Source organism: Plantactinospora mayteni (assembly GCF_016862935.1).
GTDB classification, from domain to species: Bacteria; Actinomycetota; Actinomycetes; order Mycobacteriales; family Micromonosporaceae; genus Plantactinospora; species Plantactinospora mayteni.
Genome location: NZ_BONX01000009.1, coordinates 257,479 through 268,559, shown reverse-complemented (window position 1 = coordinate 268,559; position 11,081 = coordinate 257,479). Strand labels below are relative to the sequence as shown.

Here is an 11,081-nt window from a genome sequence, read left to right as displayed (position 1 = left end):
GAGACAGCGAACCGAATCCGGCCAGGCACTCCGCGCCGAAGTGCACCCCTGAACCTAAATTTAGGCTTGACTTATATAAGCGGCAGATGACATTCTCTCTGCCGTGCAGGCGTTCGATGTGCTCGGCGATCCGGTGCGGCGCCGGATCCTGGAACTGCTCGCCGACGGCGAACTGACCGCAGGCGCGGTCAGCGGGGTCATCCGGACGGAGTTCGGGATCTCCCAGCCGGCGGTGTCGCAGCACCTGCGGGTACTGCGGGAGTCCGGGGTCGCGACCGTCCGCCCGAACGGCACCCGCCGCCTGTATGCCGTCGATTCGGCGCCACTGCGGGAGGTCGACATCTGGCTGGAGCGCTTCCGCCGGTTCTGGACCCAGCGTCTGGACGCGTTGGGCACCGAACTTGCCCGCGGCCGGCGCGAGCGCCGCGAACCATGCGACAACGCTACCGGGACGTCGTCTGCGGGCAGCCAACCATCCACGAAGAGCGAGGAAGAAACGTGATCGACATCGTCAACCAGGTGAACGCCACCCACCGGAAGATCGGCAACCAGGCCGTCGCCAGCGGCGAAGGACGGTCGGTACTGCTGCGTCGTACCTACGACGCACCGATCGAGGACGTGTGGAGCGCCTGCACCGACCCCGAGCGGATCAGCCGGTGGCTGGCCCCGATCGAGGGAGACCTGCGGCTCGGCGGCAAGTTCCAGCTCAAGGGCAACGCCGGCGGAGAGATCCTGCGCTGCGAGGAGCCCCGCCTGATCAAGGTGACCTGGGTCCTCGGCGAGGGCATGTCCACCGAGGTCGAAGTCCGGCTCGCCCCCGACGCGGCCGGCAGTACCGTCCTGGAGTTGGAGCACGCGTCACCCGCCGAGATCGTCGACGAGATGGTCGGCACCTACGGTCCCGGCGGGACGATCGGCATCGGCGGCGGCTGGGACCTCGCCCTGCTCGGCCTCGACCTGTTCCTGGACGGTACGGAGTTCGACCCCGCCACCTGGGAGGACACGCGCGAGGTGCGGGAGTTCGCCAGGCTGAGCTGCCACGCCTGGGGACCGGCGGTCCAGGCCGCCTGGGGGACCAGCGACGAGGACCTGACCGCGGCCATCGCGTTCGCGGTGCAGCACTACGCCCCCGACACCACCGGGGACGACAATGGCTGACCAGCGTCGGGCGGGAGCGACCCGTCCGGTACCGGCGAACGGGGCGGCCCGGTGACCGGGACGGTCGGTGCCGCGACCGGCAGGCTTCCCGGCACGGTCGACGGCTCGACGAGAGCGCTGCTGACCTGCGGCGTCGTCGCCGGGCCCCTCTACATTGTGGTGGTCGTGCTACAGATGCTCACCAGGGACGGGTTCGACATCAGCCGACACCCGGCCAGCCTGCTGAGCAACGGTGCCCAGGGATGGATCCAGATCACCAACTTCGCGGTCACCGGCCTGCTGTTCGTGGCGTACGCGATCGGTCTACACCGGCTGCCCGAGCCGGCGGCGGGCCGGGGCGGAGGCTGGGTACCCCGGCTGGTCGGTGTCTTCGGCGCCGGGATGGTCGGCGCGGCGATCTTCTCCGCCGACCCCGTTGACGGCTTCCCACCCGGCACCCCGACCGGCCCGCCGACCAGCGTCAGTTGGCCCGGAATGCTGCACTTCCTGGTCGCCGGGGTCGCCTTCCTCGCGATGATCGCCGCGTGCTTCGGGTTCGCCCGGCGGTTCGCCTCGGCCGGTCGTCGTGGCTGGGCGCTGTTCAGCGCGGCCATCGGCGGGCTCTTCCTGGCGGGCTGGATGTCGATCTTCGTGCTGATGGGATCCCGACCGGCCAACGTCGCCTTCGCCGTCGCGATCGGGCTCGTCCTGACCTGGACGTCGCTGCTGGCCGTGCATCAGCTCGGCCGAACCCGCGCCGGATAGCAGCGCGACGGACAGCGGCCGGGCCGCGAGTCGGAGCCGGACGGTACGGAGCGGCGGGCGGCCAGCCGGGTGGTCGAAAGCGGGGGCAGCCACCGTCGCCCACGGATGGTCGTCCAGGCCAGCCGTACGGCGACGGTGGCCGTTCCAGTTCGTCGACGGCGGTCAACCGCCGTTCGGGTCGCCGGTACGGGCGAAGTTGCTCCAGTACCGGATCATCTGGTCGGAGAGTCGCAACCGCGCAGGGGTGGCCGAGCCGCTGAACCGCTCGTCGCGGAACACGTAGGGGAGTGGTACGCCCCGGCCGGGATGTCGGCCGGAAACGGCAGGTACGCCGGTGCGTCACGGTCGGTCGGCGAACTCGTAGGCGTACGTCGACACGTGCGCGGCGAGCGCCTGGTTCTGGCGGCCGTCGCGCGTGCCCACATCCGGTCGGTGAGCAGGCGTGCCCAGGTGATGCTCGGCAGGTAAGCGGCGGCCTGGACACGGGCTGGCACACTGCCGGGGTGACTCAAGATCCTGACTTCACGGTGAGCCTGCGCGGGTACGACCGGGACGAGGTGGACGAGCTGATCCGTCGCGGCAACGACGCGCTCGCGTCGGGCAGCCCGGCGGAACGTGCCGCTGTCGCCGAGCAGCTTCGCCGGCCCGTGTTCACCGTGCGGTTGCGCGGCTACGACCGGACGCAGGTGGAGAGTCACCTCGGCCACCTGGTGAGCCGCCTGACTGCGGTGGATTAGCCGACATGGCCGTCCCGTCCCCGGTGTCCGGTTCGATTTCATGATCAAGTCGACCCCGGTGGAATGTTGGGGGCCGGTCGGTCGTTACATCTCGCGTACGGCCGAGTACCACCGCCTGTGGCCTGGGCTGGTGGCTGGGCTTCGGGGAATGATCCGGGGCCACCGGTCGTTACATATGGCGTTCGCCTGAGTACCACGCATCCCCCGCAGGTAGTCGGGCGTTCTTCTGTCCCTGGAGGCCCATGGGGTCTCGGGACGTCCTCCAATGGCACCCCGTTCCCTGTGTGGGTGTTGTTCCCCCGATTGGAAGGTGACCATCATGAACACGACTCTGTTCAGCCGATGGCTCCCGGCCGTCGAGCAGACTTCGATTCTTCGTAAGACCGCGTTGGGTGTGGCTGGTCTGGCGTTCGTTGGTGGCGCTGTCGCCGGCCCGGCCGTGGCCGCGCAGGCCGCTCCTGAGCATGCCGGGTCCCCGGTGTCGCAGTCGGTGATGGCCGACAAGGGCGACAAGGGTAAGGCTGACAAGGGCAAGGGTGACAAGGGTAAGCCGTCGCGGGACAGGTTGGTTCCGCGTGGTGTGCAGGGTTCCCAGTCTCGGATCGATGTGTCGGGTGAGCGGTCCGACAATGTGAAGGCGATCGTGAAGGCGACGAAGAAGGCTGGTCTGGGTGAGCGTGCCGCCGTGATCGCGGTCGGTACCAGTCTCCAGGAGTCGAAGTTGGAGAACCTGGGTCACCTGGGTGACCGTAACGACCACGATTCGCTGGGCCTGTTCCAGCAGCGTCCGTCGTCGGGTTGGGGTTCGCCGGATCAGATCACGGATCCGGAGTACTCGACGACCGCGTTCCTGAAGGGTCTGAAGCAGGTTGACGGTTGGCAGGAGATGCCGTTGACGGATGCGGCGCAGAAGGTGCAGGTGTCGGCGTTCCCGGACGCGTACGCGCAGTGGGAGGACCAGGCCGCTGACCTGGTAGCCAACACCTGGAACAACAGCTAAGGCAGGAACCGATGGCCGGATCCGACCCGGGTCCGGCCATCGGCGTATCTCGGTCGCCGGTCGGATCGTCGAGGCGGGGCGCGGCCGGGTCAGCGGGGCCAGTCGGCCAGTTTCGCGCGGATCGACCGGACCTGTGCGGCGTCCCGGCCGTACCTGGCGAAGCGCTGGTCGGGCAGCCGGTCCAGGTAGCGGCCGGCGGCGGTGATGTCGTCCGGCTCGATCGCCGGGTCGTACTCGGTGGCGAGCCGGATCAGGTCGGCCACGGCGTACCGGTCCAGCGCCGCCGCGACGTCGATGTAGTCCCGGACCTCGCGGCGGGTGACCAGGGCGGCGGTCTTGCTGGCCACCAGGTCCTGGACGTGCATGACCGGCCCGAGGTCCATCACCACCGGGCTGCGGTGCCGGTCCAGCCGGCCCAGGCTGAGCCGCAGCCGCCGGCCGCCCCGGCCGACCAGGAAGTCCTTCATGTCCAGCTCGAATCCGCTGAACAGCCCGGCCAGGTCGCTCGACGGATCTTCGTCGAGGACGGTGAAGCCGGCCGCCTCCAGCGCGGTCCGGACCTCCGCCTCGGCGCTGGCCGCCGCGCCGTCGACGTCGGCGAAGAGGTCGACGTCCTCGGTCGGCCGGGAGACCAGCCCGTGCGCCGCCCAGGCCACCCCACCACCGAGCACGAACCCGTGCTTGTCGGCCACGGAGAGAGCGACCCGGGCGACCTGGCGGTAGAAGTCGTCGAGATGGGTGGTGGTCATGCCGCCCGGCGATCACCGGCGGCCAGCGACGGATGCCGTCGCTCCCACGCCGCCCGCACCCCGCGCGGCAGGTTCAGTGCGGGCCAGACCCGGCGGAGCACCCGGCCGTCGAGGAACCGGCGCAGGTCGTCGGAGCGGGTGCTCTCGCGCAGGACGTTCTCGTACATCCAGAGCAGTTGGTCCGGGTCGTCCAGGTCGAAACTGCGCTCCGGCCCCCACATCAGGCGCAGCGGCAGCACGACCGTGCCCCGGGTCGGGCCGGTCAGTTCGGCCACGGTCGGGGTCACCACGGCAGGCCGGCCCGGGCGGGCCAGGTAGACCACGCCGGTTCCGGCCACGGCGGCGGACTGCATGTGCTCAGGGTAGCCGGAAGATGTCGGGTGCGGATCGTCCGTACCCGATATTGCTGGTCTGTCCGGCCTGCCGCCGGCGCACCGGACCGGCCCGGAACCGGTCGCAACCGGGGTCGGACCGGCGGCGGGCATCAGCCAGGCAAATCCGGAATGCCGGACTGGCCCGGCTGGTTGTTTATCTCGGTACGCCCGCGAGGTCAGCCCCCCCTGGACCGCGGGCGTACCTCCCTTGTGCCCTGGGGCTGATCCCCCAAGGCGCGCAGGGCCTCCCGGAATCCAGACGAAAGGGCAACCATGAATCCGATCTTCGGACGATGGCTCCCCGCCATCGCGGAGACCGCTCGCACGCGGTGGCTTCCCGCCATCGCCGCACATCCGGTCACGCGCCGGCTTCCCGCCGTCGCGGAAACCCCGATCGCCCGCCGGTCCGCGCTGGCCGTCGCGGGCCTCACCTGCGCGGCCGCCTGCTCGGCCGTGGCCGGCCCGATCGGCGTGGTCGCCGCCGCGGGCGACCCGGGCGCGCAGCCGGCGGCGTACAGCCAGTCGATGCGGGACGACTCGCCCGACAGCGGCAACCGGCCTGCCGACAGTGGGAACTCGGACGACAAGGCGTCCCGGGACAAGCTGGTCCCGAACGGCGTGCTGGGCGACCAGTCGCGGATCGACCTCGACGTCGAGCAGCGGGACAACGCCCGGGAGATCGTCCGGGTGGCCCGTGAGCTGGACATGGGCCAGCGGGGTGCGGTGATCGGCGTGGCCACCTCGCTCCAGGAGTCGAAGCTGCGCAACCTCGGCCACCTGGGCGACTGGAACGACCACGACTCGCTGGGGCTGTTCCAGCAGAGGCCGTCGTCGGGCTGGGGCTCGCCGGACCAGATCCGGGACCGCGACTACTCGTCCACCGCGTTCTTCGAGGGACTCAAGCGGGTCGACCGCTGGTGGGACCGGCCGCTGACCGACGCCGCGCAGGAGGTGCAGGTGTCGGCGTACCCGTACGCGTACGCGCAGTGGGAGGACCAGGCCGCCGACATCGTCCAGGACGTCTGGTCCCGGTAACGAGGCGGAACAGTTTCGGGGAGGCTCGGCCACGCGCCGGCCTCCCCGAACCGTCAGCGGCCCGGACAGCGTCAGCGGGCTGGACAAGCGTCAGCGGGCCGGACGGCAGCCGCAGTTCCCGCAGCGGCGGAAGGCAGCCGGCGTCAGATCCAGCTCTTCTTGCGGAACACCACGTACAGGGCGATCGCCAGCCCGAAGGTCACGATCAGCGAGACGATGAACTCCGCCGGGGTGTGCCGCCACGGGAAGGCGAGGTTCTGCCCGAAGAACCCGGTCACCGCCGTCGGTACGGCGATCACCGCCGCCCACGCGGTGACCTGCTTGACGATCAGGTTGAGCTGGTTGTTCTGCAACATCAGGTTCGTTTCGAGCATGGTCGTGTTCAGGTCGCGCAGCGAGTCGCTCCACTCGATCACCCGCAGCACGTGGTCGTACAGGTCCTGGTAGTACGGCACCATCGCCTCGTCGACGGTGTGCATGGTGGGACGCATCAGGGCGTTCACCACCTCCCGCATCGGCAGGGTGACCTGGCGCAGCCGGACGAGGTCCCGCCGGGCGAGGAAGATCCGCCGCTGCACCTCGTTGCGGTCCATCTCGTTGACCCCACCGACGTCGCCGCCCCGGCCACCGCCGGCGGCCCCGCCCGACGGACCCTGCTTGAACATCGCGGCCTGCACCCGCTCAAGCGTCGCGTCGAGCTGCTGCACCGCGGAGAAGTGGCCGTCGATCAGGGTGTCGAGCAGGCCGTAGAGCAGGAACGCGACCCCGTGCGAGGCGAGGTCGACGCTCTCGTCCCAGCGGGCCAGCACCTCCCGGATGTCGAACCGGTCGGTGTAGCGGACCGTCACCAGGGCCCGGGGTTTGATGAACGCCGACACCTCGTTGTCGGTCAGCCCGCCGGCCGCGTCCAGCCGCACCATGTAGGTGTTCAGGAACAGGTGCGTGTCGTACCGGTCGAGTTTCGCCCGCTGGGCCTGCTGGACGACGTCCTCGACCGCCAACTGGTGCATCCCGAGTTCCTCGGCGAGCAGGGTCAGGTCGTCCCCGGTCGGCCGGCAGATGTCGAGCCAGATCACCACCCGGTCGTCGGCGGCCAGCCGGTCGCCGACCTCCTGCGCCGGGAAGCCCTGGTCGACGAGGGCACCGTCCCGGTACATGCGGGTGCTGCTCATCTGCACGCCGTCTCTTCCCCCACGCCCTGACGGTAGGCCGACGGTGCCGGCCGGCGTGCTGGTTCGTCGAACCTCGGCCCGGCGGGCGGGGGAGTCCCTCAGTCGCCTTCGTCCAGCGGCGCCGCGTGCCAGCGCCACTGCCCCACCCGGGGTCGGCCGGGCAGCTCCGTCCGGCCGGTGGTCCAGCGCAGTGCCGGCCACGGGTCGACCCCGGCCAACTCGTCGGCGACCTTCGGGAACATCCGGGCCAGCACCCGGGCGCAGACCTCGGGTGGCGGTGCGAAGGTCAGCCCGAGGCCCCGGGCGATGTCGTCGCCGTGCAACAGCGCCTCGACGCAGCCCATCCCGGCGAATCCGACCGGGTCGCCCATGCCGGACGGGTGCCAGGCCCGTACCGACGGCGGGGCGGTCCGGACCATCGCGGCGAGGACCTGCCCGCTGCCCTCGACGAACTCCAGCACCTGGGCCGGGGTCGCCTCCGGGTTGACGGTGGCCAGGAACCGCACGTACCGGTTCGCGGGGCGGGAGCCGAGCTGCATCGCGTACGACAGCAGGCAGTCGCCGAGGTGCTCCCCGGTGTGCCAGCAGTCCCAGTCCAGCCCGTCCGCCGGCACCCGCCAGTCCCGCCCGGTGGCCGGGCGGAGCGTGTCGACGACACTGGCCACCGCTGTCTCCAGGTCGTCCGCGCTGACGGTCATCACTACCTCCGTGCGGTGCTCCGGTTGCTGGTCGGCGGAGATCGTATCGTTCCGCCCCGACGGCGGGGCGCCCGCTGGGGCGCTCCCGGCGACCGCCACGACCGCCGGGCGGACGCACCTGGCCGAGGCGTGGGCGGAGCGGTCGGGCACCGGGGCCGGTACCGGGAGCTCGGGACGGAGAACCCGACTCAGAGACTGTCGAGCTGGGTGCCCAGCCGGAGCGGCGTCCATTGCCCGGGGTGGCGACAGCGCGGACGCCCGATGCCCGCAGTGACTCCCGGCGCCGGCCGATGAGCCGGGACCCTGTGAGTTTGTCAAGACCAGGTCACGAAATCTTGCGAAACTTCCTCGCCTTCCAATAAGTTCCTCCAGGCAACAAAAGTATGTCAGCCGGTCTGACGACCTGCCCGGAGGCAACAATGATGTTGATGACGCGGCGCGGCGACCAGCCGCCGGACGTACGCGGTTCCCTCTGGCGCCCCGACGGGCGGCCGGTCGGGAGCGTCGGCGATGAGTGACGCGCCCGTGCTGCTGGAGATGCGTGCGATCACCAAGGAGTTCCCCGGGGTCAAGGCGCTCTCCGACGTCAACCTGGTGGTCCGGCGCGGCGAGATCCACGCGATCGCCGGAGAGAACGGCGCCGGCAAGTCGACCCTGATGAAGGTGCTCAGCGGGGTCTACCCGTACGGCAGCTACGCCGGGGAGATCGTCTATCAGGGTGCGGAGAGCCGGTTCTCCGACATCCGGGCCAGCGAGCACGCCGGCATCGTGATCATCCACCAGGAACTCGCCCTGGTGCCCGGGATGTCCATCACCGAGAACATCTTCCTCGGCAACGAGCCCCGGCGCGCTGGCGCGATCGACTGGAAGAGCGCCAACCGGCAGGCCCTGGAGCTGATGGCCCGGGTCGGGCTGCGGGAGGACCCGGACACGCTGATCAAGGACATCGGCGTGGGCAAGCAGCAGCTCGTCGAGATCGCCAAGGCGTTCGCCAAGGACGTCAAGCTGCTCATCCTGGACGAGCCGACCGCCGCGCTGAACGAGTCCGACTCGCAGCACCTGCTGGACCTGCTGCGCGGCTTCAAGCAGCGCGGCATCACCTCGATCATCATCTCGCACAAGCTGAACGAGATCGCCGAGATCGCCGACTCGATCACCATCCTGCGGGACGGCAAGACGATCGAGACCCTGGACGTCAAGGCGGACGGGGTGGACGAGGACCGGATCGTCCGGGGCATGGTCGGCCGGGAACTGCACAGCCGATTCCCGGACCACACCCCCACGATCGGCGAGGTCTTCTTCGAGGTACGGGACTGGACCGTCCGGCACCCCATCTCGGCCGACCGGATGGTGGCCAAGGGCTCGAGTTTCACCGTACGGCGGGGCGAGATCGTCGGGTTCGCCGGGCTGATGGGCGCCGGTCGTACCGAGCTGGCGATGAGCGTCTTCGGCCGGTCGTACGGCGTCTACCAGGGCGGTCAGATCTTCAAGGACGGCGAGGAGATCGTGCTGAAGTCGGTGGCCGACGCCATCAAGCACGGCCTGGCGTACGTCAGCGAGGACCGCAAGTCGCTCGGCCTGAACCTGCTCGACGACATCAAGACCTCGGTGGTCTCCGCCAAGCTCTCGAAGATCGCCGACCACGGTGTCGTCGACCCGGTACGCGAATACCGGGCGGCCGAGAGCTACCGCAAGAGCCTGCGGGTCAAGGCCCCGACGGTCGACGAGGGCGTCACCAAGCTCTCCGGCGGCAACCAGCAGAAGGTCGTGCTGGCCAAGTGGATGTTCACCGACCCGGACCTGCTCATCCTCGACGAGCCGACCCGGGGCATCGACGTCGGCGCCAAGTACGAGATCTACGGCATCATCCAGCAGCTCGCCGACCAGGGGAAGGGCGTCATCGTCATCTCCTCGGAGCTGCCGGAGCTGATCGGCCTCTGCGACCGCATCTACACGGTCTTCGAGGGCACCATCACCGGCAACATCGAACGGCGGGACGCCGATCCGGAACTCCTCATGAAGCAGATGACCTCAGCGAAGAAGGCGCAGATCCGGTGAGTCGCATCAAGGAACTCCAGAAGTCCCTGTTCGCGGGGACGACATCCAACGCCCGGCAGTTCGGGATGATCTTTACGCTGGTGGCGATCGTCCTGCTCTTCCAGATCCTGACCGACGGGCTGACGCTGAACTCGAGCAACCTGATCTCGCTGGTCAGCCAGTACTCGTACATCCTGATCCTGGCCATCGGGATGCTGATGGTGATCGTCGCCGGGCACATCGACCTGTCGGTCGGCTCGATCGCCGCCTTCGTCGGCATCGTGGTGGCCCGGGCCATGCAGGACTGGTCGCTGCCCTGGCCGGTGGCGATCCTCTTCGGCCTTGCGGTCGGCGCCGCGATCGGTGCCTGGCAGGGCTTCTGGGTGGCCTACATCGGGGTACCGGCGTTCATCGTCACCCTGGCCGGCATGATGCTGTTCCGGGGCGGCAACCAGTACATCGGCAACGCCGACACCATCCCGGTGCCGGAGGGCTTCAAGGTGATCGGTGCCGGCTTCCTGCCGGAGGTCGGCCCGAACACCGGCTACAACAACCTGACCCTGCTGCTCGGGTTGCTCGTCGCCGTGGCCATCGTGGTCCGGGAGTGGCGGGTCAGGCGTACCCGGCGGGAGATGGACGCCGAGGTGGCGCCGATGTGGATCTCGGTCATCCGGGTCGCCGTGCCGGTCGCGGTGATCCTCTACGCGGCCTTCCGGTTCGCTGGCGGCCGGGTCGGGACCAGCTTCCCGGTCTCCGGCATCATCCTCGGCGTACTCGTGGTGATCTACTCCTTCATCACCCGGAACACCGCCGGCGGCCGGCACATCTACGCGGTCGGCGGCAACTCGCGGGCCGCCGAGCTCTCCGGCGTCAAGCTCAAGCGGGTCAACTTCCTGGTCATGATGAACATGTCGATCCTGGCCGCGCTGGCCGGCATGATCTTCGTCGCCCGGTCGGCCGCCTCTGGGCCGCAGGACGGCATCGGCTGGGAGTTGGACGCCATCGCCGCGGTCTTCATCGGCGGCGCGGCCGTCTCCGGCGGCCTCGGCACCATCAGCGGGTCGATCGTCGGTGGCCTGGTGATGGCGGTACTCAACAACGGTCTCCAGCTCATGGGTGTCGGCTCGGACCGGGTACAGATCATCAAGGGCCTGGTTCTGCTGCTGGCCGTGGCCCTCGACGTCTACAACAAGAACCGCGGGCGTTTCTCGATCATCGGATCGGTGACCCGTCCGTTCCGCCGGGACACACCCACCGGGCCGGCGCCCAGCGTCGAGGCGGGTCAGGAGCCCGCCAAGACTCCGGTGGCCGGCTGACGGTCACCGCCGGTGGGGCGGAAAACCTCCACCCCACCCCCCACCACCTTGCTAAAGAAGG

12 protein-coding genes and 1 pseudogene are annotated in these 11,081 nt (G+C 69.6%); 8 read left to right on the top strand and 5 right to left on the bottom strand.

Annotation, left to right across the window (positions count from 1 at the left end):
* Positions 1–103 precede the first annotated feature (103 nt).
* The 3 genes from Pma05_RS09500 to Pma05_RS09490 are packed head-to-tail and all read left to right on the top strand — an operon-like array spanning position 104 to position 1,902.
* Positions 104–502: an ArsR/SmtB family transcription factor gene (locus Pma05_RS09500; RefSeq protein WP_203856947.1), complete on the top strand. Its 399-nt coding sequence runs from the start codon at positions 104–106 to the stop codon at positions 500–502.
* Entirely contained in the window at positions 499–1,158 is a 660-nt protein-coding gene (locus tag Pma05_RS09495; protein WP_203856946.1) for an SRPBCC family protein, read from the top strand. Before Pma05_RS09500 ends, Pma05_RS09495 begins: the two co-directional genes overlap by 4 nt.
* 51 nt (positions 1,159–1,209) lie before the next feature.
* On the top strand, positions 1,210–1,902 hold the full coding sequence (locus Pma05_RS09490) for a DUF998 domain-containing protein (protein WP_239312047.1): 693 nt from the start codon (positions 1,210–1,212) through the stop codon (positions 1,900–1,902).
* A 162-nt stretch (positions 1,903–2,064) separates the two neighbouring features.
* Here Pma05_RS09490 and Pma05_RS09485 read toward each other — a convergent pair.
* Positions 2,065–2,187: pseudogene (locus Pma05_RS09485) on the bottom strand (hypothetical protein); the annotation flags it as partial.
* Between the two features lie 218 nt (positions 2,188–2,405).
* On the opposite strand from Pma05_RS09485, the gene Pma05_RS09480 reads away from it, so the two are divergent.
* Together Pma05_RS09480 and Pma05_RS09475 are read left to right on the top strand one after the other, a co-directional pair.
* Complete coding sequence (locus tag Pma05_RS09480; protein ID WP_203856944.1) at positions 2,406–2,639, top strand: DivIVA domain-containing protein; 234 nt, start codon at positions 2,406–2,408, stop codon at positions 2,637–2,639.
* A 319-nt stretch (positions 2,640–2,958) separates the two neighbouring features.
* The gene (locus Pma05_RS09475) at positions 2,959–3,639 is read left to right on the top strand and encodes a hypothetical protein (protein ID WP_203856943.1); all 681 of its coding nucleotides are present in this window, start codon (positions 2,959–2,961) and stop codon (positions 3,637–3,639) included.
* Between the two features lie 89 nt (positions 3,640–3,728).
* Here Pma05_RS09475 and Pma05_RS09470 read toward each other — a convergent pair whose 3' ends face one another.
* Both Pma05_RS09470 and Pma05_RS09465 read right to left on the bottom strand, forming a co-directional pair.
* Complete coding sequence (locus Pma05_RS09470) at positions 3,729–4,388, bottom strand: nucleotidyl transferase AbiEii/AbiGii toxin family protein (protein ID WP_203856942.1); 660 nt, start codon at positions 4,386–4,388, stop codon at positions 3,729–3,731.
* On the bottom strand, positions 4,385–4,741 hold the full coding sequence (locus Pma05_RS09465; protein ID WP_203856941.1) for a hypothetical protein: 357 nt from the start codon (positions 4,739–4,741) through the stop codon (positions 4,385–4,387). The genes Pma05_RS09470 and Pma05_RS09465 overlap by 4 nt, the downstream gene beginning before the upstream one ends.
* A 294-nt stretch (positions 4,742–5,035) precedes the next feature.
* Between Pma05_RS09465 and Pma05_RS09460 the strand changes: the two genes are divergently transcribed.
* Entirely contained in the window at positions 5,036–5,797 is a 762-nt protein-coding gene (locus Pma05_RS09460) for a hypothetical protein (RefSeq protein WP_203856940.1), read from the top strand.
* A 143-nt stretch (positions 5,798–5,940) separates the two neighbouring features.
* On the opposite strand, the gene Pma05_RS09455 is transcribed toward Pma05_RS09460, so the two are convergent.
* Together Pma05_RS09455 and Pma05_RS09450 are read right to left on the bottom strand one after the other, a co-directional pair.
* Positions 5,941–6,969, bottom strand: coding sequence for a magnesium transporter CorA family protein (locus Pma05_RS09455; RefSeq protein ID WP_203856939.1), 1,029 nt, complete (start codon positions 6,967–6,969; stop codon positions 5,941–5,943).
* 98 nt (positions 6,970–7,067) lie between these two features.
* Positions 7,068–7,667 carry a maleylpyruvate isomerase N-terminal domain-containing protein gene (locus tag Pma05_RS09450; protein ID WP_203856938.1) on the bottom strand — a complete coding sequence of 200 codons (600 nt, stop codon included), beginning with the start codon at positions 7,665–7,667 and terminating at the stop codon, positions 7,068–7,070.
* Between the two features lie 510 nt (positions 7,668–8,177).
* Here Pma05_RS09450 and mmsA point away from each other — a divergent pair.
* Positions 8,178–9,725 carry a multiple monosaccharide ABC transporter ATP-binding protein gene (gene mmsA / locus Pma05_RS09445; RefSeq protein ID WP_203856937.1) on the top strand — a complete coding sequence of 516 codons (1,548 nt, stop codon included), beginning with the start codon at positions 8,178–8,180 and terminating at the stop codon, positions 9,723–9,725.
* A complete protein-coding gene (mmsB, locus tag Pma05_RS09440) occupies positions 9,722–11,020 on the top strand; it encodes a multiple monosaccharide ABC transporter permease (protein WP_203856936.1) in 1,299 nt (432 codons plus the stop codon). Before mmsA ends, mmsB begins: the two co-directional genes overlap by 4 nt.
* Positions 11,021–11,081: the final 61 nt, after the last annotated feature.

Bases quoted from the DNA above. Each gene is read 5' to 3' on its own strand.
- mmsA (WP_203856937.1), top strand. From the start codon at position 8,178: ATGAGTGACGCGCCCGTGCTGCTGGAGATGCGTGCGATCACCAAGGAG.
- Pma05_RS09455 (WP_203856939.1), bottom strand. From the start codon at position 6,969: ATGAGCAGCACCCGCATGTACCGGGACGGTGCCCTCGTCGACCAGGGC.
- Pma05_RS09470 (WP_203856942.1), bottom strand. From the start codon at position 4,388: ATGACCACCACCCATCTCGACGACTTCTACCGCCAGGTCGCCCGGGTC.
- Pma05_RS09450 (WP_203856938.1), bottom strand. From the start codon at position 7,667: ATGACCGTCAGCGCGGACGACCTGGAGACAGCGGTGGCCAGTGTCGTC.
- Pma05_RS09475 (WP_203856943.1), top strand. From the start codon at position 2,959: ATGAACACGACTCTGTTCAGCCGATGGCTCCCGGCCGTCGAGCAGACT.
- Pma05_RS09460 (WP_203856940.1), top strand. From the start codon at position 5,036: ATGAATCCGATCTTCGGACGATGGCTCCCCGCCATCGCGGAGACCGCT.
- Pma05_RS09465 (WP_203856941.1), bottom strand. From the start codon at position 4,741: ATGCAGTCCGCCGCCGTGGCCGGAACCGGCGTGGTCTACCTGGCCCGC.